At 65.8% G+C, this 20,627-nt stretch carries 22 protein-coding genes; 11 read left to right on the top strand and 11 right to left on the bottom strand.

Features of this window, described 5'->3' with window-relative positions; all coding sequences use genetic code 11:
• The first annotated feature begins 42 nt into the window (after positions 1–42).
• The 4 genes from GJV37_RS04275 (at position 43) to GJV37_RS04260 (ending at position 4,289) form a co-directional block, all read left to right on the top strand.
• Complete coding sequence (locus GJV37_RS04275; RefSeq protein ID WP_024765970.1) at positions 43–969, top strand: PA3225 family LysR-type transcriptional regulator; 927 nt, start codon at positions 43–45, stop codon at positions 967–969.
• Positions 970–1,000: 31 nt separating this feature from the next.
• A complete protein-coding gene (locus GJV37_RS04270; RefSeq protein ID WP_024765969.1) occupies positions 1,001–1,792 on the top strand; it encodes an alpha/beta fold hydrolase in 792 nt (263 codons plus the stop codon).
• Between the two features lie 28 nt (positions 1,793–1,820).
• Positions 1,821–2,381, top strand: a complete 561-nt coding sequence (locus GJV37_RS04265) for a peptidylprolyl isomerase (protein WP_024765968.1) — start codon at positions 1,821–1,823, stop codon at positions 2,379–2,381.
• 75 nt (positions 2,382–2,456) lie between these two features.
• Positions 2,457–4,289 carry an ABC transporter ATP-binding protein gene (locus tag GJV37_RS04260; protein WP_170858333.1) on the top strand — a complete coding sequence of 611 codons (1,833 nt, stop codon included), beginning with the start codon at positions 2,457–2,459 and terminating at the stop codon, positions 4,287–4,289.
• A gap of 213 nt (positions 4,290–4,502) precedes the next feature.
• Here GJV37_RS04260 and GJV37_RS04255 read toward each other — a convergent pair whose 3' ends face one another.
• The 3 genes from GJV37_RS04255 to zwf are packed head-to-tail and all read right to left on the bottom strand — an operon-like array spanning position 4,503 to position 7,340.
• On the bottom strand, positions 4,503–5,150 hold the full coding sequence (locus GJV37_RS04255; protein ID WP_170858332.1) for a bifunctional 4-hydroxy-2-oxoglutarate aldolase/2-dehydro-3-deoxy-phosphogluconate aldolase: 648 nt from the start codon (positions 5,148–5,150) through the stop codon (positions 4,503–4,505).
• 17 nt (positions 5,151–5,167) lie between these two features.
• Positions 5,168–5,884: a 6-phosphogluconolactonase gene (gene pgl / locus GJV37_RS04250; protein WP_024765965.1), complete on the bottom strand. Its 717-nt coding sequence runs from the start codon at positions 5,882–5,884 to the stop codon at positions 5,168–5,170.
• Positions 5,871–7,340, bottom strand: a complete 1,470-nt coding sequence (gene zwf, locus GJV37_RS04245; protein ID WP_024765964.1) for a glucose-6-phosphate dehydrogenase — start codon at positions 7,338–7,340, stop codon at positions 5,871–5,873. Before zwf ends, pgl begins: the two co-directional genes overlap by 14 nt.
• A gap of 186 nt (positions 7,341–7,526) precedes the next feature.
• Here zwf and GJV37_RS04240 point away from each other — a divergent pair, with 186 nt between their 5' ends.
• Entirely contained in the window at positions 7,527–8,384 is an 858-nt protein-coding gene (locus GJV37_RS04240; RefSeq protein WP_024765963.1) for a MurR/RpiR family transcriptional regulator, read from the top strand.
• 109 nt (positions 8,385–8,493) lie between these two features.
• Here GJV37_RS04240 and def read toward each other — a convergent pair whose 3' ends face one another.
• Positions 8,494–9,033, bottom strand: coding sequence for a peptide deformylase (gene def / locus GJV37_RS04235; RefSeq protein ID WP_170858331.1), 540 nt, complete (start codon positions 9,031–9,033; stop codon positions 8,494–8,496).
• A gap of 64 nt (positions 9,034–9,097) precedes the next feature.
• Positions 9,098–9,262: a hypothetical protein gene (locus GJV37_RS04230; RefSeq protein WP_193452165.1), complete on the bottom strand. Its 165-nt coding sequence runs from the start codon at positions 9,260–9,262 to the stop codon at positions 9,098–9,100.
• Positions 9,263–9,602: 340 nt separating this feature from the next.
• Between GJV37_RS04230 and GJV37_RS04225 the strand changes: the two genes are divergently transcribed.
• The gene (locus GJV37_RS04225) at positions 9,603–10,016 is read left to right on the top strand and encodes a DUF5064 family protein (RefSeq protein WP_037013483.1); all 414 of its coding nucleotides are present in this window, start codon (positions 9,603–9,605) and stop codon (positions 10,014–10,016) included.
• Between the two features lie 4 nt (positions 10,017–10,020).
• On the opposite strand, the gene GJV37_RS04220 is transcribed toward GJV37_RS04225, so the two are convergent.
• Positions 10,021–10,857, bottom strand: coding sequence for a CvfB family protein (locus GJV37_RS04220; protein ID WP_170858330.1), 837 nt, complete (start codon positions 10,855–10,857; stop codon positions 10,021–10,023).
• Between the two features lie 169 nt (positions 10,858–11,026).
• Positions 11,027–12,799 carry an ABC transporter transmembrane domain-containing protein gene (locus GJV37_RS04215; RefSeq protein ID WP_024765958.1) on the bottom strand — a complete coding sequence of 591 codons (1,773 nt, stop codon included), beginning with the start codon at positions 12,797–12,799 and terminating at the stop codon, positions 11,027–11,029.
• Between the two features lie 157 nt (positions 12,800–12,956).
• Between GJV37_RS04215 and GJV37_RS04210 the strand changes: the two genes are divergently transcribed.
• From GJV37_RS04210 to GJV37_RS04200, 3 genes are all read left to right on the top strand, one after another.
• The gene (locus GJV37_RS04210) at positions 12,957–13,157 is read left to right on the top strand and encodes a hypothetical protein (protein ID WP_024765957.1); all 201 of its coding nucleotides are present in this window, start codon (positions 12,957–12,959) and stop codon (positions 13,155–13,157) included.
• 182 nt (positions 13,158–13,339) lie between these two features.
• Positions 13,340–14,449 (top strand): AI-2E family transporter, encoded by a 1,110-nt coding sequence (locus GJV37_RS04205; RefSeq protein ID WP_024765956.1) that lies wholly within the window; start codon positions 13,340–13,342, stop codon positions 14,447–14,449.
• Between the two features lie 56 nt (positions 14,450–14,505).
• Complete coding sequence (locus GJV37_RS04200; RefSeq protein WP_170858329.1) at positions 14,506–15,114, top strand: DUF4893 domain-containing protein; 609 nt, start codon at positions 14,506–14,508, stop codon at positions 15,112–15,114.
• Positions 15,115–15,136: 22 nt separating this feature from the next.
• On the opposite strand, the gene GJV37_RS04195 is transcribed toward GJV37_RS04200, so the two are convergent.
• A complete protein-coding gene (locus GJV37_RS04195; protein ID WP_024765954.1) occupies positions 15,137–15,760 on the bottom strand; it encodes a hypothetical protein in 624 nt (207 codons plus the stop codon).
• A 104-nt stretch (positions 15,761–15,864) separates the two neighbouring features.
• On the opposite strand from GJV37_RS04195, the gene GJV37_RS04190 reads away from it, so the two are divergent.
• Entirely contained in the window at positions 15,865–16,587 is a 723-nt protein-coding gene (locus tag GJV37_RS04190; protein ID WP_024765953.1) for an RNA pseudouridine synthase, read from the top strand.
• 248 nt (positions 16,588–16,835) lie between these two features.
• Positions 16,836–17,102: a hypothetical protein gene (locus tag GJV37_RS04185; protein WP_024765952.1), complete on the top strand. Its 267-nt coding sequence runs from the start codon at positions 16,836–16,838 to the stop codon at positions 17,100–17,102.
• 19 nt (positions 17,103–17,121) lie between these two features.
• Here GJV37_RS04185 and GJV37_RS04180 read toward each other — a convergent pair whose 3' ends face one another.
• From GJV37_RS04180 to GJV37_RS04170, 3 genes are all read right to left on the bottom strand, one after another.
• Positions 17,122–17,946 (bottom strand): enoyl-CoA hydratase/isomerase family protein, encoded by an 825-nt coding sequence (locus GJV37_RS04180; RefSeq protein ID WP_170858328.1) that lies wholly within the window; start codon positions 17,944–17,946, stop codon positions 17,122–17,124.
• An 83-nt stretch (positions 17,947–18,029) separates the two neighbouring features.
• Positions 18,030–19,844, bottom strand: a complete 1,815-nt coding sequence (locus tag GJV37_RS04175) for a monovalent cation:proton antiporter-2 (CPA2) family protein (protein ID WP_193452164.1) — start codon at positions 19,842–19,844, stop codon at positions 18,030–18,032.
• Positions 19,845–19,902: 58 nt separating this feature from the next.
• The gene (locus tag GJV37_RS04170) at positions 19,903–20,616 is read right to left on the bottom strand and encodes a lipoate--protein ligase family protein (protein WP_038803626.1); all 714 of its coding nucleotides are present in this window, start codon (positions 20,614–20,616) and stop codon (positions 19,903–19,905) included.
• Positions 20,617–20,627: the final 11 nt, after the last annotated feature.

The following is a 20,627-nucleotide window of genomic DNA, read 5'->3' as shown; positions in this document are numbered from 1 at the left end:
TGGTCTTCTGCGGACCGCCAGATTAGACAAGAGGAAGCGAGGATGAAAGCGCCCCGCGTTACCCTGGATCAGTGGAGAACCCTGCAGGCCGTGGTCGATCACGGCGGCTTCGCCCAGGCGGCGGAAGCCCTGCATCGTTCACAGTCGTCGATCAGCTATACCGTGGCGCGCATGCAGGAGCAACTCGGCGTACCGTTGTTGCGCATCGACGGGCGCAAGGCGGTGCTCACCGAGGCCGGTGAAGTGCTGCTGCGTCGCTCCCGGCAGCTGGTGAAATCCGCCGGCCAGCTGGAAGAGCTTGCCCATCACATGGAGCAGGGCTGGGAGCCGGAAGTACGCCTGGTGGTCGACGCCGCCTACCCCACCGTGCGCCTGGTGCGCGCCCTCTCCGCCTTTATGCCGCAGAGCCGCGGCTGCCGCGTGCTGTTGCGCGAGGAAGTATTGTCCGGCGTGGAGGAAGCGCTGGTGCAAGGGCACGCCGACCTCGCCATCAGCGGCCTGAACATCCCCGGCCACCTGGGCGCCGACCTCTCCATCGTCGACTTCGTCGCCGTTGCCCATCCCGATCACCCGCTGCACCGCCTGCAACGCGAAGTCACCCACCAGGACCTGGAAACCCAGATGCAGGTGGTGATCCGCGATTCCGGTCGCCTGCAGCCGCGCGACGTCGGCTGGCTCGGCGCCGAGCAGCGCTGGACGGTGGGCAGCCTGGCCACCGCCGCCACGTTTGTCAGCAACGGCCTGGGCTTCGCCTGGCTGCCGCGGCACATGATCGAGCGCGAGCTGCGCGACGGCCAGGTCAAGCCACTGCCGATGAAACAGGGCGGCGTGCGCGAGAGCCGGTTCTATCTTTACCCGAACAAGGAAAAGCCCCTGGGCCCGGCCACGCAGATCCTCGTGGAACTGCTGACCACCTTTGCCAATGTGCCACTCGACGCCCATTTCGCCGCCCCCGAAAGCCCGGTCTGAGCATATAGGCCGCACGAAAAAGGAGCCCGTCATGCCGTTCTTCGACCACGCCGGCCACCGCCTGCACTATGAGGAAAGTGGTTTCGGCACGCCGGTCCTGCTGGTGCACGGGCTCGGCTCCAGCACCCGCGACTGGGAGTTTCAGGTGCCGGAACTGGAAAAGCGCCACCGGGTGATCGCCCTCGATGTACGCGGCCATGGCCAGTCGGACAAGCCGCGCCAGCGCTACAGCATCGGCGCCTTCGCCGAGGATGTGATCGCCCTGCTCGACCACTTGCGCCTGGGCCGCGTGCACCTGGTGGGCATCAGCATGGGTGGCATGATCGGCTTCGAACTGGCCACCCGCTGGCCGGAGCGGCTGAACAGCCTGACCATCGTCAACAGCGCGCCGGAGGTAAAGCCACGCAGCCCTCGCGAGTACCTGGAAGTGGCGCGCCGGCTGTTCCTCGCCCATGTGCTGGGCCTGGATACCGTGGGCAAGGCACTGGGCAAGATGCTCTTCCCCAAGCCAGAACAGGGCGACCTGCGCCGCAAGATCCAGCAGCGCTGGCCGCAGAACGACAAGCGCGCCTATCTGTCCAGCCTGCATGCCATCATCGGCTGGGGTGTGCAGGAACGCCTGGCGCGCATAACCTGTCCAACCCTGGTGATCAGCGCCGACCGCGACTACACCCCGGTTTCGCTCAAGCAGGCCTATGTCGGGCAGATGCCCAACGCACGCCTGGTGGTAATCGAGGATTCGCGCCACGCGACGCCGCTGGACCAGCCCGAACGCTTCAACACCACCCTGCTCGACTTCATCGATCAGGTCGACCATCCCTAGAACCTCAGGAAACATCCACCAAATGACCCTGTTCAAACGCTTCCTGCTCGCTGCCTGCTCCCTGGTCCTGGCCGGCTCGGTGTTCGCCGCCGACAGCAAGAACCCGCATGTGCTGTTGTCCACCACTTCGGGCGAAATCGAAATTGAGCTGTACGCCGACAAGGCGCCGATTTCTGTGAAGAACTACCTGTCCTACGTCGACAGCGGCTTCTACAACGGAACCATCTTTCACCGCGTCATCCCCAACTTCATGATCCAGGGCGGCGGTTTCACCGAGGCCATGAAGGAGAAGGACACCCAGGCGCCGATCAAGAACGAGGCCGACAACGGCCTGCTCAACGAACGCGGCACCCTGGCCATGGCACGCACCAGCGACGTGAACTCCGCCACCAGCCAGTTCTTCATCAACCTGACCGGCAACGACTTCCTCAACCACGGCGCCCGCGACTTCGGCTACGCCGTATTTGGCAAGGTCGTACGCGGCATGGGCGTGGTCGACCAGATCGCCGGGGTCAAGACCGGCAACCGCGGCATGTTCCAGGACGTACCGACCACCCCGGTGGTCATCCTCTCCGCCAAGCGTCTGTGATTCTGCGCAATCACGGCTGACGGAGGCCATTCAAGGCGGGGCCAGGACGGCCCCGCCGACAACCCGAGACCTATCATGCTTTACCGTCGTTTCGAGCGTCTGATCGATCCCTTCCGCGACGTCCCCGAGCGCATGCCGCCGTCCGATGTCATCCGCTTCTACGTCTATTACCTGCGCCAGGTCTGGCCGGTCTTCCTCGCCCTGCTCTTCGTCGGTCTGATCGTTGCCCTGATCGAAGTCGCGCTGTTCAGCTACCTGGGGCGCATCGTCGACCTCGCGCAAGGCACCGCGCCCGCGGACTTCTTCACCCTGCACGGCCGCGAGCTGATCTGGATGGCCGTCGTCGCGCTCATCCTGCGCCCGGTGTTCAACGGCCTGCACGACATGCTGGTGCACCAGAGCATCAACCCCAGCATGACCAACCTGATCCGCTGGCAGAACCATCGCTACGTGCTCAAGCAGAGCCTGGGTTTCTTCCAGAACGACTTCGCCGGGCGCATCGCCCAGCGCATCATGCAGACCGGCAACTCCCTGCGCGATTCCGCCGTGCAGGTGGTGGATGCCATCTGGCACGTGGTGATCTACACCGTCAGCGCCCTGGTGCTGTTTGCCGAGGCCGATTGGCGCCTGATGATCCCGCTGCTGCTGTGGGTCGTCGGCTACGTCGGCGCGCTGGGCTACTTCATTCCCCAGGTGAAGCATCGCTCGGTGGTCGCCTCGGACTCGCGCTCCAAATTGATGGGCCGGATTGTCGACGGCTACACCAACATCACCACCCTCAAGCTGTTCGCCCACACGCGCCAGGAAGAGGACTACGCCCGCGAAGCCATCGACGACCAGACCCGCAAGGCCCAGCAGGCCGGACGCGTGGTGACCTCGATGGACGTCACCATCACCGTCTTCAACGGCCTGTTGATCGCCGGTACCACCGGCCTGGCCCTGTGGCTGTGGACCCAGTCGTTGATCTCGGTTGGCGCAATCGCCCTGGCCACCGGCCTGGTCATCCGCATCAACAACATGTCCGGCTGGATCATGTGGGTGGTCGGCGGCATCTTCGAGAACGTCGGCCAGGTGCAGGACGGCATGCAGACCATCGCCCTGCCCCGCCAGGTGAACGACCAGCCCGGCGCCAAGCCGTTGGTGGTGAGCCATGGCGAAGTGCGCTTCGACCAGGTGGATTTCAGCTACGGCAAGGGCGGCGGCCTGATCAGTGGGCTGGACCTGACCGTACGCCCCGGCGAGAAGATCGGCCTGGTCGGACCGTCCGGGGCCGGCAAATCCACCCTGGTGAACCTGCTGCTGCGCCTGTACGACCTCGAGGGCGGGCGCATCCTGATCGACGGCCAGGACATCGCCCACGTGACCCAGGAAAGCCTGCGCGCGCAGATCGGCATGGTCACCCAGGACACTTCGCTGCTGCACCGTTCGATCCGCGACAACCTGCTCTACGGTCGCCCGGATGCCAGCGAGGCGGAGTTGCAGGACGCCATCCAGAAGGCGCGCGCCTCGGAGTTCATTCCGCAACTGAGCGACGCCGAAGGCCGTACCGGTCTCGACGCCCACGTCGGTGAGCGCGGCGTGAAGCTTTCCGGCGGGCAGCGCCAGCGCATCGCGATCACCCGCGTACTGCTCAAGGACGCGCCGATCCTGATCCTCGACGAGGCCACCTCGGCGCTGGACTCCGAGGTGGAAGCGGCGATCCAGGAAAGCCTGGAAACCCTGATGCAGGGCAAGACGGTAATCGCCATCGCCCACCGGCTTTCCACCATCGCCCGCATGGACCGGCTGGTATTGCTGGAGCACGGCCGCGTGGTCGAGAGCGGCAGCCATGCCGAGTTGCTTGCCCATGGCGGGCTCTACGCGCGGCTGTGGCGGCACCAGACGGGCGGCTTCGTCGGGGTGGATTGAAGCCCGAGGGTCACGCGCGATCCTTTCGCGAACAGCCCCGCGTCGGGGTTTGTTCGCGAGCAAGCTCGCTCCTGCTGGGAGCAGTCCTGCACCGGGCGCGCTTTTCTGTAGGAGCGAGCTTGCTCGCGAACCCGCACGGCAACTCTGCTCAGCCGCAGAAGCCCCCATAAAAAAGCCCGGCACAAGGCCGGGCACGTCCAAATCCAGGACAGCTCAGTGTGTGTCCAGTAGCGCCAGCGCCTCACGACTCAGGCGTTCGACCGTCGACCAGTCGCCGCCGTCGACGGCGGCCTTGGGCAGCATCCAGCTGCCGCCCACGCACATCACGTTGGCCAGGCGGTAATAGTCATTCAGGTTGTCCGGGCCGACGCCGCCGGTAGGGCAGAAACGGATGTCCGGGAACGGACCGCCGAAAGCCTTGAGCGCTTCCACGCCGCCGGCGACCTTCGCCGGGAACAGCTTGAAGCGGCGCAGGCCATGGCGATAAGCGGCCATGATTTCCGACGCGGTGGCAACGCCCGGCAGCAACGGCACAGGGCGAGTCACAGCGTACTGCAGCAACTCCTCGGTGCAGCCGGGCGTGACGATGAACTTCGCCCCCGCCTCTTCCGCCTGGGCGAAAGTTTCCGGGTCGAGCACGGTGCCGGCGCCGACGATCAGCTCCGGGCGTTGCTCGCTCAACTGGCGGATCGCGGTGAGACCCAGCGCCGTCCGCAAGGTCACTTCCAGAACGGTGATGCCGCCGGCTGCCAGAGCATCCGCCATGGGCAGGATGTCTGCCTCGCGGTCGATGGTGATCACCGGCAGGATGCGCGCACGCTGCGCCAGGGCATCGATCTGCTGGATGTGTTGTTCAGGCATAGCGGTAACTCCGTGCTTCAGGGGCACCAGTGGATCGAAAGAGGTGAACGCAGGAACGCATTGACCGGCATGCGCTGGTCGTCGTTATCGCTGAGCGCCTGACTCAGCGTGGCCAGCTTGGACTCGCCCTGGATGGCCAGGATCTGCACCCGCGCGCCCTGCAACACGGCTCGGGTGAGGGTCAGGCGCTGGTGCGGCACGGTCGGCGCCCACATCGGCAGGCATCGGCGTGTGCCGGCCGGGTCGAGCGCCTCGACCAGGTTGGTGCTGCCAGGGAACAGCGAAGCCGTGTGGCCATCGTCGCCCATGCCCAGCACCAGCACATCGATGGGCAGCGTCAGCTCGTGGAGGAAGCGATCGGTCTTGTCGGCCGCCTCCTCAAGGCTGCTCGCCGGCTGATACAGGCCGATGAACTGCGCCTTGCCCGCCTCGCCCTTGAGCAGATGGCGGCGCAGCAGGCCTGCATTGCTGTCAGGGTGCGACTCGGGCACCCAGCGCTCGTCGGCGAGGCTGACGGCCACTTTCGACCAGTCCAGTACCGCGCCGCTCAGGGCCTCTAGGAAAGCCACCGGACTGCGCCCGCCGGACACCACCAACAATGCGCGACCGCGTTCGATCAATGCCTCACGCAGCGCGTCGGCTACCGCTTCGGCGAGGCCGCGGGCCTGCTCGGCGGCGTTGTTCCAGGTCTTCCAGGCCATGCCTTCTTTCAGTGTCGGTTCAAAGATCGCCATACCAGTCCCTCCCGTCGCGAGCGATCAGGGCAACCGACGCCTGCGGTCCCCAGCTTCCGGCCGGGTAAGGCTTGGGCTCCTCGCCCAGGCGGCCCCAGCCGTCGATCAGGCCATCGCACCATGTCCAGGCGGCCTCGATCTCGTCCTTGCGGACAAACAGGTTCTGGTTGCCTTGGGTGACTTCCAGCAACAGTCGCTCATAGGCATCCGGCGTACGGGCGGTCTGGAAGGTTTCGGAGAAATTCAGTTGCAGCGGGCCGGTGCGCAGTTGCATGCCCTTGCCCAGGCCCTGGTCCTTGGTCATCACCTGCAGGGAAATGCCCTCGTCCGGTTGCAGACGGATGATCAGCCGGTTGCTGATCAACGAGCGCTGCTCCGGGGCGAAGATGTAGTGCGGCGGTTCCTTGAAGTGGATGACGATCTGCGAGTGCTTCTGCGGCATGCGCTTGCCGGTACGCAGGTAGAACGGCACGCCGGACCAGCGCCAGTTGCGGATATCCACCCGCAGGGCGACGAAGGTCTCGGCGTCGCTGTTGGGGTTGGCATTTTCCTCGGCGAGATAGCCCGGCACGGGCTTGCCGTCGATGTAGCCGGCGGTGTACTGGCCGCGCACCACGCGGGTCGCCAGTTGCTCGGGAGCGATGGGCTCCAGCGCGCGCAGCACCTTCACCTTCTCGTCGCGAATGCTGTCGGCGGTGAGGTTGGCCGGCGGGTCCATGGCGATCAGGCAGAGCAGTTGCAGCAGGTGGTTCTGCACCATGTCGCGCAGCTGGCCAGCCTTGTCGAAGTAGCCCCAGCGGCCCTCGATGCCGACCTTCTCGGCCACGGTGATCTCCACGTGGGAGATGTGGTTCTGGTTCCACTGGGTCTCGAACAGGCTGTTGGCGAAGCGCAGCGCGATGAGGTTCTGCACCGTCTCCTTGCCCAGGTAGTGATCGATCCGGTAGATGCGGTTTTCCGGGAAGAAACGCGCCACGGCGTCATTCACCGCGCGGGACGATTCCAGGTCGTGGCCGATGGGCTTCTCCAGCACCACCCGGGTGCGTTCGGCGAGGCCGGCAGCGGCAAGGTTCTCGCAAATGCCGCCGAACACCGAGGCGGCGGTGGCGAAGTAGGCGACCAGGGTCTTCTCGTCGCCCACCAACTCGGCCAACGCCTGGTAGGAGCCGGCGTCGAGGAAGTCCATGCTCAGGTGATGCAGGCGCGCCTGGAAGCGGGCCCAGACCTGTTCATCCCACTCTTTCGCCGGGACATACTGGCGCAGACGGCGTTCGATGGTTGCCAATGGCGCTTCCGTGGCGCCGTCATCGCGGGCCAGTGCAAGAATGCGGGTATCGCGGTGCAGCAGGTCTTCGCGGTCGAGCTGGTAGAGCGCCGGCAGCAGTTTGCGCAGGGCGAGATCCCCCAGGGCGCCGAACAGCGCAAGGGTGCAGGGCAGAACGCGGACTTCAGGCATTTGTTGTTACCAACCAAATTTTGAACGATAGTTAGCCTTCTACGCCGGCATTAAGACAAATATGTAGTAATTAAACAACATATTTCTGCCGTTTCGCGCCGTTGTTGGTCGCTTGCCAGCCTGACGTTAGGATAGCGCCGCTGGCCGCACCTACCCGGTCAACCGTCGATTGCCCAAGGAGCACGGATGAAAAACCTGCTGGAGCAGATCCAGAGCCGTCTGGAAGAGCTGAACAAGGCCGAGCGCAAGGTCGCCCAGGTGATCCTGCACGACCCGCAGCAGGCCACGCGCTTCAGCATCGCCGCGCTGGCCCAGGCATCGAGTGTCAGCGAGCCGACGGTGAATCGCTTCTGCCGCTCCTTCGGCATGAGCGGCTATCCGGAGCTGAAGATCCAACTGGCGCAGAGCCTGGCCAGCGGCGCAGCCTTCGTGACCCAGGCCGTGGCAGCCGACGACGGCCCCGAGGCCTACACGCGCAAGATCTTCAGCAGCACCATCGCCTCGCTGGACAGCGCCCACAAACTGCTCGACCCGAAGGTGATCGACCGCGCCGTGGACCTGTTGATCCAGGCCCGGCAGATCCACTTCTTCGGCCTTGGCGCGTCCAGCTCGGTGGCCCTCGACGCGCAGCACAAGTTCTTTCGCTTCAACCTGGCGGTGTCAGCGCAGAGCGATGTACTGATGCAGCGGATGATCGCCTCGGTAGCACACACCGGCGACCTGTTCGTGGTGATTTCCTACACCGGGCGCACCCGCGAGCTGGTGGACGTGGCCCACCTGGCGCGACAGAACGGCGCCTCGGTGCTCGGCCTGACCGCCGCGGACTCGCCGCTGGCCCGCGCCAGCACCCTGAGCCTGGACATCCCGCTGCCCGAGGACACCGACATCTATATGCCGATGACCTCAAGGATCATCCAGCTCACCGTGCTCGACGTGCTCGCCACCGGCGTGACCCTGCGCCGCGGCGTGGATTTCCAGCCGCACCTGCGCAAGATCAAGGAAAGCCTGGTGCCGACCCGTTACCAGCTCGACGAGGAAAGTTGAGGGCGGCGCCGCCCTCGGCTCTGGAAAAGCCCACTCCTGCAAACGCGCGCAGAACCATCACCTGCTGTAGCAGCAAGTTCGCTGCTATGGAGAAAAGCTTGAGCTGGTGTCAGTCATCCGCGCTCGGATCGAGCCCCGGGAACAGCACCTCGGTAAAGCCGAACTTGCTGAAATCGGTGATGCGCGACGGATACAGCCGGCCGATCAGGTGGTCGCACTCGTGCTGCACCACCCGCGCATGGAAGCCTTCCACCATACGGTCGATGGGCTGGCCCTGGGGATCGACGCCCTGGTAGCGGATGCTCCGGTAACGGTCCACTGCGCCACGCAGGCCCGGCACCGACAGGCAGCCTTCCCACCCCTCCTCCAGCTCGTCGCCGACAGGCGTGATCAGCGGATTGAGCAGGATGGTCGGCGGCACTGCCGGTGCATCCGGGTAGCGCTCGCTGCGCTCGAAACCGAAGATCACCAGCTGCAGGTCCACGCCGATCTGCGGCGCGGCCAGGCCAACGCCGCCAACGTGGTGCATGGTCTCGAACATGTCATCGATGAGTTCCTGCAACTCGGCCGTTCCGATCATCGAATCCGGTACCGGCGGTGCAATGCGCAACAGGCGGTCGTCGCCCATCTTGAGAATGTCGCGGATCATGGCGATCTCCAGCAGCCAGCGAGAGTCGCATCCTCGTCCAGCCACCGCCTCCACGCAAGCCCCGTCAGGACAGCGCTAGAGCTGCCAGGCCGCAGGTTATCGCCCCGATCAGCCCCAATAGAACCAACGCACCGACCTTGTGCTGCAGATGATCGATGCGCTTCACAGCCGCCAGGTCATCGATCTCGGCCATCCGATGCCGGCGGAACACCAGCACAGCGCAATACATGATGTAGCGCTAGCCAGCTTTTTCCCCTTTTCCGTGGTTCGGAAGACCCGCAGCGCCCCGTCTGCAGGCAGTTGAAGCGCGACCCCGCCCTGCTTCGGCAGCCTGTGCCCCACCCTTGATGCAGGTCAGCCGAGTCCCAGCGGGCGGGTTCGAGAATATCCGCGGGCAGCTTTGCAATAGCTGCCTGAGCGTTGAGATCGAAGGTGGTGTCTCGGCACTGCCGTAGACTGCCCTGTGCTGGCCGCAATGCGGGAAGCGAGCTACGGTCACTACGCTTGCCAGTTGAGCCGCTGAGCCCCCGGGGTGCGGTGGCCATGGGTTCTTACCTCCAGGAGAGAGAATGACCGCTCCCGCTCAGGTCACCATCCATTCCACCGCTGGCCTCGACCGCCAGCAGTACCGGATCCGCCTGCGCTACCGGGTGGAGAACGCCGCCAGCCGAGAGGCGCTGGTGGTATTCGAAGTGGATGGCGAAATCGATGGTCAGCCGTTCAGCGACAGCTTTGAGTTGCCCGGTGATATCGCCTTCAACTTTGCCGGCAGCGCCACGCGCATCCTGCGCCGTCACGGCCTGCGTGCATGCGCTGGGCCGGTGCTGCGCTTTCGCAAGGAGCATGACCAGGTATTCGACGACCTGCGTCGCCAGCTGAAGGCCGAGCCGGGCACGCCGGTCGACCTGCAGCGCATGGGCTCGCTGGCCCCGGCCGAGCCGCGTTGCGCAGTGGCCGAATCCATCGTCCGCGGGCGCGGCTGAGCCGTCAGGCCAGCTCGATGCGATCGTCGTGGATGACGATCAGGCCCTGCTTGAACAGGCCGCCGATGGCCTTCTTGAAGTTGCCCTTGCTGACGCCGAACTGCTGGGCGATCCGCTCCGGCGGGCTCTTGTCGCTGATCGCCAGCTTGCCGCCGGCATCGCGCAGAGCCTGGAGTATCTTCTCGCTCAGGGCATCCGAGAGCCCCGCGCCGGCGGGTTGCAGGCTCAGGCTGATCTTGCCGTCGGCGCGCATCTCCTTGATGTAGCCCTTCTCACGCAGGCCACCCCGGAGGAACTTGAACGCTTCGTTCTTGTGGATGAGCCCCCAGTGTTTGCCTTCGATGATCGCCTTGTAGCCCAGGTCGGTACGCTCGACGACCAGCAGGTCGACTTCCTGGCCGGCCTTGTAGTTCGCCGGGGTGTTGTCCAGGTAGCGGTCCAGGCGCGCGGTGGCGGTGATGCGGCGGCTGCGCTCGTCGAGGTAGACGTAGACCACGCAGTAATCGCCAACCTGCAGCGGACGTTTCTCTTCCGAGTGCGGCAGGAGCAGGTCCTTGGGCAGCCCCCAGTCGAGGAACAGACCGATGCGATTGACCTCCACCACCTTGAGGCTGGCGAAACCGCCGACCTGCACCTTGGGCTTCTGGGTGGTGGCGATCAGGCGGTCTTCGCTGTCCAGGTAGATGAACACGTTCAGCCAGTCGCCCACCTCGGTGGGTTCGTTCTTCGGCACGTAGCGCTTGGGCAGCAGGATTTCGCCGTGGCTCTCGCCATCCAGGTAGAGACCGAAATCGGTGTGCTTGGCCACCTGCAACGAATTGAACCGACCTATGACTGCCATGACGCTTACCTCGTGAACGGGGCGGGTATTCTACGCGCATTGGCGCAAGGATGCGCCTCAAGCCGCCGAACGCCGGCTTCATGTAGGACCGAGGGGACGCCCAGCCCTTGCTCGCGAACCAGGCTCTGCGGCAGCTCCGGAGTTAAGCAGTTCGCGAGCGAGCTCGCTCCTAAAGGCTGTGTTCCTTCTGGCCGAACTGGAGTTCGGCCAGGCGCGCATACAGGGGACTGCTTACAACCAACTCGGCGTGCCGCCCCAGCGCCACCAGGCGACCATGCTCGATCACCGCGATACGGTCGGCATTGAGCACCGTGGCCAGGCGGTGGGCGATCACCAGCGTGGTGCGGTCACGCATCAGCCCCGGCAACGCCTGCTGGATCAGGTGTTCGCTCTCGGCATCCAGCGCGCTGGTGGCTTCGTCCAGCAACAGGATAGGCGCGTCCACCAGCAACGCGCGGGCAATCGCCAGGCGCTGGCGCTGCCCGCCGGAAAGCCCCTGGCCGCTCTCCCCCAGATGAGTCTGATAACCCTCGGGCAGACGCAGGATAAATTCGTGGGCGTGGGCTGCACGGGCGGCAGCCTCCACTTCAGCATCGCTGGCGCCGGGGCGGCCGTAGCGGATGTTCTCCTCCACCGTGCCGAAGAACAGCGCCGGGTTCTGCGAAACCAGCGCGAAGCTGCGGCGCAGGTCCGTCGGATCGAGTTGGGCGATGGGCTGGCCGTCGATCAGGATGCGCCCCTGCTGCGGGTCGTAGAAGCGCAAGAGCAGGTCGAACAGAGTGGACTTGCCCGCGCCCGACGGCCCCACCAGCGCCAGGGTTTCGCCCGGCTCCACGTGCAGGTCGATGCCATCGATGGCCCATTGCTCCGGGCGCGACGGATAGGCGAAATGCACGCCCTGCAGATCGATACTGCCGACGATGCGCTCGGGCAAACGCAGCAAGTCGCTGGCCGGTGCGTGGATTTCACTGCGCGCCCGCAATAGCTCGGCGATACGCTCGGCCGCACCGGCGGCGCGCTGCAGCTCTCCAATCACCTCGCTCAGCGTGCCGAAGGCCATGCCGACGATCAGGCTGTAGAACACGAAGGCAGCGAGGTCGCCGGGGCTGATGCGCCCGGCGATCACGTCCATGCCGCCGACCCAGAGCATCACGCCCACTGCGCCAAGTACCAGCAGGATCACCACGCTGACCAGCCAGGAGCGCTGCATGATGCGCTTGCGCGCGGTGTCGAAGGCGTCTTCCACCGTGCGCCCGAAGCGTGCGCGGTCCTGCGCCTGGTGGTTGTAGGCCTGTACCGTCTTGATCTGGCCGAGGGACTCGCCGACGTAGCTGCCGACATCCGCCACGCGATCCTGGCTGAGCCGCGACAGGCTGCGCACGCGGCGGCCGAACAGCAGGATCGGCGCAATCACCAGCGGCAGCGAAGCAACCACGATGCTGGTCAACTTGGCGTTGGTGAAGAACATCAGGATCACCCCGCCCAGCAGCATCAGAACATTACGCAGCGCCATCGACAGCGAGGAGCCGATCACCGACTGCAGCAGCGTCGTGTCGGCGGTCAGCCGCGACTGGATTTCCGAGGCGCGGTTGTTCTCGTAGAAGCCGGGGTGCAGTTCGATCAGGTGGTCGAACACGCGCTGGCGGATGTCCGCGACGAACCGCTCGCCAATCCACGACACCAGGTAGAAGCGCACGAAGGTACCCACCGCCAGGCACAGCACCAGGGCGAAGAAGATACCGATGGCGCGGGTGAGCAGCTGTTCGGACTGGGTGATGAAGCCCTGGTCCACCAGCAGGCGGATGCCCTGTCCCAGGGACAGGGTGATGGCGGCGGTGAACAGCAGCGCCAGCAACGCGCCAAGGGCACGCCAGCGGTAGGGAGCGAGGAACGAGCGAGCCAGGCGCAAGGCATTGCGCTGGCGGGACGACAGCAGGGACATGGCGGGCTCTGAAAGGCCGGAGTGCGCAGAGGGTAGCACTGCCGCCACACCGCGCGCGAAGGACGATTCAGGCAGCCGAATGAGACCGTTCGTTCCATGACCGCCCCGAAACCTGCTCGTTTGATGTACAATGGGCGGCCAATTTGCGCAGACAGGTATGGCAGATATGACTACCAAGCCCTCCACCCGCCAGAAAGCCGCCCCCAAGGCTCCCGCCGCTACCGCGACCAGCGAAGCCCTGGAAGCCCAGATCGCCGCCTTCCTGAACTCCGGCGGTGAGATCCAGCAGATCGCCAAGGGCGTGACCGGTCAGAACTACGGCGCACCGAGCCGCCACATCAGCCTCGGCAAGAAGTAATACCCGCTGGCAAGCCTGCCGAACCTCGGCAGGCTGCCCGCCTCCCCCCGCTCCACCTCCGCGCTTTTCACGATCTCCCCGCAATACCGAACTTCCTTTATTGCCTGAATACCTTGCACTCGGGCAGAGTCCGCCGATAGTTAAGGACTGGGCCACGTCGCGCCCGCTGCAAGGAGCACCCCATGCTGCCCTCCCCGGAAAAGCTGCTGTCGCGCAACCTGCTCGATGTGCTGATCCGCGCCGGCCTGATCCTGTTGCTGGCCCTGTTCTGCTTCCGCATCTTCCATCCCTTCCTCGACCTCATGCTCTGGTCGGTGATCCTCGCCATCACCCTCTACCCGTTGCATCAGTTGCTCAGCGGCTGGCTGGGCGGACGGCCCAACAGCGCGGCGACGCTGATCGTGATCCTCGGCCTGGTGATCCTGCTGGTGCCGGTGGTGGTGATCGGCATGTCGATGGCCGATTCGGTGCGCGACCTGGTGCACGCGATCCAGAACCGCACCCTGCAGATACCTCTGCCACCCGACTCGGTGCAGACCTGGCCGGTGATTGGGCAGTACATCTATCCCTTCTGGACACGCGTGGCCACCGACTTCATGGGCGTGGTGCACCAGATGGCCCCGCACCTGCAGGGCGTCGCCAAGACCCTGGCGGGTCAGGCGGCGGGTGCGGGCATGGGCCTGATGCAGTTCCTCGCCGCGTTCGTCATTGCCGGGGTGATCATGGCCTACGGCGAACTGGGCAGCCGAACCTCCTGCGATATCGCCATCCGTATCTCCGGCCCGGAGCGCGGACCGGGGCTGGCCGAGCTGTGCACCGGCACCATCCGTGCGGTAGCCCAGGGCGTGGTCGGCGTGGCCTTCATCCAGACCATGATCCTCGGCCTGGGCTTCGTCGTCATGGGCATCCCCGGCGCCGGCCTGCTGGCCCTGGGCGTCCTGTTGCTGGGCATCACCCAGTTGCCGGTGGTGCTGATCACCATCCCGGCGATCATCTATGTATTCATGACCAACGATTCGCTGCTGGTCGCCATCCTGTTCACGATCTGGACCATGGCCGGCGGCCTCTCCGACAACGTCCTCAAGCCGCTGATGTTCGGCCGCGGCGGCAAGGTGCCGATGCCGGTGATCCTGATCGGCGCCCTGGGCGGCATGCTCAGCAATGGCATCATCGGCCTGTTCGTCGGCCCGGTGGTACTGGCGCTGGGCTACGAGCTGTTCATGTCCTGGGTCCACGAGCGCGAGGCGCCCGTCGCTCCGCCCATCGAGCCAACAGTTCGGGACGCCCCCTGAACCCCCTCGCCCGCGGCTCGCGCCGCGGGATTTCCCCCTGCAATGGAATGCACAAGATGTCGAAACGCTGCTCCCTCACCGCTGCCCTGCTCACCGCCGGCCTGCTGCTCTCCCCGTTGGCCTTCGCCGACGACACCGCGACCGTCTGGCCCGCCGCGGTCAACGCTGCCGACCAGCAGCGCCTGACGACCCTCGATGGCGAGGTCAAGCGCCTGCTCGACCAGCTCCAGCAGAGTGAAGACGAGACCACCCGCAACGAAGCGCTGAATCTGTACCGCATCGTGCTGGAAGATCCCGAACCACTGGCCGACGCGGCCCTGACCGGGAACTGGAAATGCCGCTCGGTGCAGATCGAAACGGAAGCACTGTACGGCTACCCGAATTTCAAATGCTCGGTGCGGCAAACGCCCAAGGGCCTGTACCTGGAGAAGACCAGCGGTTCGCAGCGCATCAGCGGCTATCTGCAACGCCTGGACGACAAGCGGCTGGTATTCGTCGGCGGCGCTTCGGTGAACGACGACCCGCAGGTGGGATACAGCGGCCTGGAGCAGGCGGCGGCGCGCGAGACCGACGTGGTCGGCTTGGTGCGCAACTCGCACGACGGTTTCGTGCTGCTGGTGCCCGAGCAACTGGGTGGCTACAACCTGTTCCGCTTCACTCGCTGAACCCTGCCACACCAGCAAGGGCCTAGAGCAGCGCCACCATTTCCTTGAGCGTCACCGCCCAGGTACCTTTCGCGTTGAGGTAGCGATAACCGAAGCGCGAGCCATTGGCCTGGGTGGTGAGCACCGCGTTCCAGGCCAGCCCGCGCTGCAGGTCGTGCGCCGGGTCGAGAAGGAAGAAGGCGTCGTCGCTCATCCCCACCGCCAGGCACCAGTGGCGGATATCGCTGTCCTTGCGGCCGTGGAAGCCCAGCACCACCGGGATGTTCTCGTCGAGGTGCCGCCGGGTCAGCTCGACCATCCGCGTACCGTTGCCGCGTTCGACGCGGTATTCCTTGTCGCTGATGACCTTGAGCAGCTCCAGCAGATCCGCGCCGGTGGTGCCAACGCGCACCAGGGTCTCGTGCGCGTTCAACGCCTCCATCAGCCGCCCGTAGCGGGTGCGCGAATCCACCGGCGCCAGGCCCTTGGCCGCGCGCCGGCCGAGCTGGTTGCGCGCCAGCATCGCCATCACCAGGCAGTACGGGCCGCACGCGCCGTCCATGTCGCCCTGGCGCAGGTGCACCTTCTCGCCACGCTTGTTGATCAGGCCGCCGCTGCCGTGTTCGTCCAGGTCCCAGCCCAGGCCGTCGATCAGGGTGATCCGCATCGCGCTTCCTCATTGCTTGCTCTGCAGTTGTGACCGGAAGCCGCGCGGATCATTCCGCCGGCTTGCGGTTACAATGATCGCTTTCCCCTGTCTGGTTACCCGAAATGTCCGAAGCCATCCGCCTGTCCAAGCGCCTCGCCGAGCTGCTGCCCTGTTCGCGCCGCGAAGCCGAGCTGTACATCGAGGGCGGCTGGGTCACGGTGGACGGCCAGCGCGTGGAAGAACCGCAATTCAAGGTCGACGCCCAGCGCATCGAACTGCTGCCGGGTGCCTCCGCCGACCCGATTCCGCCGGTGACCATCCTGGTGCACAAGCCGGTCGGCCTGGGCAGCGGCAACGGCGCGAACTCCGCCCAGCAACTGCTGACGCCGGACAAGCGCTGGGCCGAGGACAACCTGCAGCAGCGCCTGCTGCGCAAGCACTTCGGCCACCAGTTCAACACCACGGTGCTGGAGACCGACGCCAGCGGCCTGCTCGTCTACACCCAGAGCCGCGGCGTGCAGCGCCGGCTGGTGGACGAGGCGGACAACATCGAGCACGAGTACGTGGTCGAGGTCAGCGGGCAGATTGCCGACAATGGCCTGAAGCGCCTGTGCCGTGGCCTGGTCATCGACGGCCGCGAGCTGCCGTCGCTGAAGGTCAGCTGGCAGAGCGAAAACCGCCTGCGCTTCGCCGGCAAGCAGTTCCGCCCTGGGCAGATCGGCGCCATGTGCCGGGCCGTCGGTCTGCATGCCCTGTCGATCCGCCGCCTGCGCCTGGGCGGCGTGGCCATGGGCAAGCTGCCGGTTGGCCAATGGCGCTTCCTGCAGCCGGGCGAGAAGTTCTGAGCGTCTACGAGACCAAGGTCGCAGGCGCCCGAAAATAACCTGGGCGCCTCTCTAAACTGCGGCTTCCAGCCGTTATCGATAACGTCGATAGTCACCAGTCGGCGCATTCAGTTCTCTTGATAGTCCGTGCGCGGCATCTTTGCCCCATCAACTCGCTGGCAGGAGATTCGCCGGCCCCGCAGTCGGGCCGCAGGGGCGAACGAGCTACTCGCGAGACGCCCCCAACGGATCGTCAAGAGGACACCACCATGCAAGTCATTCTCGATTTCCTGCTGCTCGTTGGCTCCCTGGTGGAGCTGCTGCTGTATGTCGCCCTGGCCAGCATCGTGCTCGCCGCCGTGGTGCTGCTCAGCGTCATTGCCGTGCTGACCCTGCGCTCGCCGGGCTCGGCCGTGGTCATCCCCGACCGTCGCCCCTCGGTCAGCCGCCAGCCGCGTCCGGCGGTCAAGCATCAATTGGCCCGGCCGATACTGGTCGCCGTGGCGAACGAGCCGATCCTGGCGAAGACCGCGTGACGCCGTCCTCGCCAGCGGTTCAGGCCGGGTAGCGCCCGAGCGCTGCCCCCAGTTCGCGTTCGAGTTCCCCGTCCCGCTGGCCACCGTTGTCCATCATCCAGCGCACCCGCTCCAGCGTCGCGGGTGCGGACATGTCACCGACGAAGCGCTGCGATTCATCCACCAGTGCCGCCTGGTCCGCTGCGGTCACCTGATCCACCACCGCCTTCACATGGACGATGCCTGCCGCCGGGAAGGCCGCGATCCGTCGCGCCAGGGCCTCGCAGAATCCTTCCAGTTCCGCATCCGCCAGTGCCCGGTTGATCCAGCCGTAGCGCTCTGCCGTGTCCGCATCGAAGTCCTCGCCACCCAGGCAGACTTCCAGCGCCCTGCCCCGCCCGAGCATCTGTGCCAGGCGCACCGTACCGCCCGCGCCAGGCAACAGGCCGACCGCCACTTCCGGCTGGCCAAGCAGCGCGCGTTCACGGGAGGCGAAGCGCATATCCAGCGCCAGGAGGAATTCGCTGCCGGCGCCACGCGCGCGGCCGCGCAGTTCACCAATGGTCACCTGCGGCAACCGGCTGAAACGGCTGAGCAGCGCGCTGAGCGGGCTGGCCATGCCGGCGGGCAGCTTCATCGGCGGCGCGTCGAGCTGGCTGCCGAGATCGTAGTGGGCAAGGAAGAAGTCCGGGTTGCTGCTGCGGAACAACACCACACGGATATCGGCGTTGCGCTCGAGCTCATCGGCCAGATGCAGCAGGTCGATGACCATGGCGCGGTCGATCAGGTTGATCGGTGGATGACGGAAGCTCACCACGGCTACGCCGTCGCGGTCCTCCCGGGTAAAGGTGCGGTAGTCGCTCATCGATGGGGCCTCCATTGCGAAGACCCGAGGATGCGCCGGGGCGGGCAGCCCACCCCAGCACTATCGATGCGCGGAATGGCCCGTCAGTGGTGGCCGATACCCTGGTCTTCCAGGTGGTCAGCCTCGAACAGGGTTTCCAGCTCCTTGCGTGCCTCGCGTGCAGTCTGGACTACGGCTTTCTCGTCGTCGTAGACGCGGTACTGGGCCATCAGCACCGCCTCGTCGTGGCGCTTGAAACGGCGGATGCGCGCGCCGACCTGCTCCTCGTTCAGGCCCAGGCCGGTGAGCAGCAGGCGGCTCATTTCCAGGCTCGAGTGGAAGGTTTCGCGCACCGGCGTCGCGTCGGCGTCCAGCAGGTGATAGACGTGCTGGCGGTTGCGCGCCCGGCCGATGACCTTGATGTGCGGGTAGAGCTTGCGCACCAGGCGCGCGGTCTCGATGTTGGTCTGCGGATCGTCGGTGGCGACGACGAAGAACTCGGCTTTCTCCACCTGGGCGGCACGGAGGATCTCCGGGCGCAGCGGGTCGCCGTAGAAGATCGGGATATTGCCATAGCTGCGGGTCAGTTCGATGGTATCCACCGAGGTGTCCAGCGCGACGAAGGGCACGCCCTGGGCGCGCATGATACGGGCGACCACCTGGCCCATCCGGCCCATGCCGGCGATCACCACGCGCGGCGCGTCGTCCGGCAGTTGGCGGTATTCCGGCGGCGGTTCGCGCAGTACCGCGGGCTTGGGTTTGATACTACGTGCAAGGGCCAGCACCATCAGCGGCGTCATCGCCATGGACAGCGTGATGCCCAGCACCAGCAGTGAATGCATGTCGGCGTCCATCAGTCCCTGCGCCGCCGCCAGCTTGAACACCACGAAGGCGAATTCGCCGCCGGCGCCGAGCAGCACGCCCAGGCGCAGCGCCGACACCTTGTCCAGGCCACCGGCCAGACGGCCGATGACGAACAGCAGCGGCAGCTTGATCGCCACCAGCAGCAGGGTCAGGCCAATGACCCGGAACGGCTCGTTCTTGAGCAGGCCGAGGTCAGCGCTCATGCCCACGCTGATGAAGAACAGCCCCAATAACAGGCCCTTGAAGGGCTCGATCTGCGCTTCCAGTTCATGGCGGTACTCGGAATCCGCCAGCAGCAGGCCGGCGAGGAAGGCGCCCAGCCCCATGGATACGCCGGCCTCCTCCATCAACCACGCCGTACCGACCACCACCAGCAAGGCAGTGGCGGTGGACAGGTCCGCCTGGCCGGTACGCGCCACCGAGCGGAACACCGGGCGCAGCAGGAAGCGCCCGCCGATCACCACCACGGCGATGCTGCCCACCACTTCGATCACATGGGCGACATCGCCACCGGGCGCGAGGGTGTCGGCGCGGGCGCCCAGCAGCGGGATCATGGCGATCAGCGGGATCGCGGCGATGTCCTGGAACAACAGGATGGCGAACGCCAGGCGTCCATAGGGACTGTTGAGTTCCTTGCGCTCCGCGAGGATCTGCAGGCCGAAGGCGGTGGACGACAGCGCCAGGCCGCCACCGATCACCACGGCGGTATTCACCAGCAGCTCGAACACCAGCACGGCGAGGCTGCCCAGTGCCAGGGCGGTCAGCAGCACCTGCGCCAGGCCCACGCCGAATACCTGCTTGCGCATCACCCAGAGGCGCTTGGGCGACAGCTCCAGCCCGATGATGAAGAGCAGCAGCACCACGCCAAGCTCGGAAAGACTGGCGACGCTTTCCGGGTTGTCGATCAGGCCCAGCAGGTATGGCCCGATGATCACCCCGGCCAGCAGGTAGCCCAGCACAGCACCGAGTTGCAGGCGCTTGGCCAACGGCACCATGAACACCGCGGCGATCAGGAAGACCACCGTGGATTGCAGGTAATTCGTCCCATGTTCCATGTATCAAGACTCCTTGGAAGGGTTGGGGCGAAGCGAAGATCCACCCACGTCGTTCGTATCACACATCCAGCGCCACACCCTCGGCCAGCAAGTGCCGCTGGAACTGCCCGGCCAGGGCGTCAACCTGGTCCCAGGGCTGTTCGTACAACTCATCCAACGCCACGTGGCTGGTGGCGCGCACGCGGGCGTCGAGCCCACAATTCTCGTAGAAGGCGTTCACCGCATCGACCATCGGCTCGCGCTGGTTTTCCATCAGGATCGCGCCGTGGGCCAGGACCACATAACGCCCGTCGCTGGGCCGGCGACGCCAGCGCTGGGCGGTGCCCACCAGCTTGCGACCGCCCAGGTTGACGTTGTAGCGGCCATCGCAGAAGGCGCCATCCACTTCCCCCAGGCCCGGATCGAGGCCGAGGGCGGCCAACCAGTCGCACAGCGGCTGGCACAGGCGCAGGTAGGCGGTTTCGATACGCGTCTGCTCGTTATCGCCCGGCGGGATCGCATAGACCAGTGCGACATTGAGCACGCCAGGGGACTGCGGTACCGGTTCGCCACCGGTGTCGCGCAGGGCTATCGGCCACCCCAGCCCGGCACACGCGGCCTCGGCGGCAGAAAAGCCTTCCAGTCGGCTCAGCCGGCGCGGCATCACCAGGGACTGCTCCAGTGGGCGCCAGAACAGCAGGCCGCTGTCACGCTGGCCGGCAAAGGTGGCGTCCAGCAGCGTGCGCTCAGCATCCAGGCCCTGCTCCGTCGGCAGTCTTTGCACTCTATTCATGACGCATATCC

This window comes from Pseudomonas nitroreducens, from assembly GCF_010994165.1.
Lineage (GTDB): Bacteria > Pseudomonadota > Gammaproteobacteria > Pseudomonadales > Pseudomonadaceae > Pseudomonas > Pseudomonas nitroreducens.
The sequence above is the reverse complement of the archived record's forward strand: the minus strand, read 5'-3'. Positions and strand labels throughout refer to the sequence as shown.

Bases quoted from the DNA above. Each gene is read 5' to 3' on its own strand.
- GJV37_RS04240 (WP_024765963.1), top strand. From the start codon at position 7,527: ATGAAAAACCTGCTGGAGCAGATCCAGAGCCGTCTGGAAGAGCTGAAC.
- GJV37_RS04270 (WP_024765969.1), top strand. From the start codon at position 1,001: ATGCCGTTCTTCGACCACGCCGGCCACCGCCTGCACTATGAGGAAAGT.
- GJV37_RS04210 (WP_024765957.1), top strand. From the start codon at position 12,957: ATGGCAGATATGACTACCAAGCCCTCCACCCGCCAGAAAGCCGCCCCC.
- GJV37_RS04190 (WP_024765953.1), top strand. From the start codon at position 15,865: ATGTCCGAAGCCATCCGCCTGTCCAAGCGCCTCGCCGAGCTGCTGCCC.
- GJV37_RS04255 (WP_170858332.1), bottom strand. From the start codon at position 5,150: ATGCCTGAACAACACATCCAGCAGATCGATGCCCTGGCGCAGCGTGCG.
- GJV37_RS04200 (WP_170858329.1), top strand. From the start codon at position 14,506: ATGTCGAAACGCTGCTCCCTCACCGCTGCCCTGCTCACCGCCGGCCTG.
- GJV37_RS04185 (WP_024765952.1), top strand. From the start codon at position 16,836: ATGCAAGTCATTCTCGATTTCCTGCTGCTCGTTGGCTCCCTGGTGGAG.
- def (WP_170858331.1), bottom strand. From the start codon at position 9,033: ATGATCCGCGACATTCTCAAGATGGGCGACGACCGCCTGTTGCGCATT.
- GJV37_RS04180 (WP_170858328.1), bottom strand. From the start codon at position 17,946: ATGAGCGACTACCGCACCTTTACCCGGGAGGACCGCGACGGCGTAGCC.
- zwf (WP_024765964.1), bottom strand. From the start codon at position 7,340: ATGCCTGAAGTCCGCGTTCTGCCCTGCACCCTTGCGCTGTTCGGCGCC.
- GJV37_RS04230 (WP_193452165.1), bottom strand. From the start codon at position 9,262: ATGTATTGCGCTGTGCTGGTGTTCCGCCGGCATCGGATGGCCGAGATC.
- GJV37_RS04225 (WP_037013483.1), top strand. From the start codon at position 9,603: ATGACCGCTCCCGCTCAGGTCACCATCCATTCCACCGCTGGCCTCGAC.
- GJV37_RS04275 (WP_024765970.1), top strand. From the start codon at position 43: ATGAAAGCGCCCCGCGTTACCCTGGATCAGTGGAGAACCCTGCAGGCC.
- GJV37_RS04195 (WP_024765954.1), bottom strand. From the start codon at position 15,760: ATGCGGATCACCCTGATCGACGGCCTGGGCTGGGACCTGGACGAACAC.
- GJV37_RS04220 (WP_170858330.1), bottom strand. From the start codon at position 10,857: ATGGCAGTCATAGGTCGGTTCAATTCGTTGCAGGTGGCCAAGCACACC.
- GJV37_RS04205 (WP_024765956.1), top strand. From the start codon at position 13,340: ATGCTGCCCTCCCCGGAAAAGCTGCTGTCGCGCAACCTGCTCGATGTG.
- GJV37_RS04260 (WP_170858333.1), top strand. From the start codon at position 2,457: ATGCTTTACCGTCGTTTCGAGCGTCTGATCGATCCCTTCCGCGACGTC.
- GJV37_RS04175 (WP_193452164.1), bottom strand. From the start codon at position 19,844: ATGGAACATGGGACGAATTACCTGCAATCCACGGTGGTCTTCCTGATC.
- GJV37_RS04170 (WP_038803626.1), bottom strand. From the start codon at position 20,616: ATGAATAGAGTGCAAAGACTGCCGACGGAGCAGGGCCTGGATGCTGAG.
- pgl (WP_024765965.1), bottom strand. From the start codon at position 5,884: ATGGCGATCTTTGAACCGACACTGAAAGAAGGCATGGCCTGGAAGACC.
- GJV37_RS04215 (WP_024765958.1), bottom strand. From the start codon at position 12,799: ATGTCCCTGCTGTCGTCCCGCCAGCGCAATGCCTTGCGCCTGGCTCGC.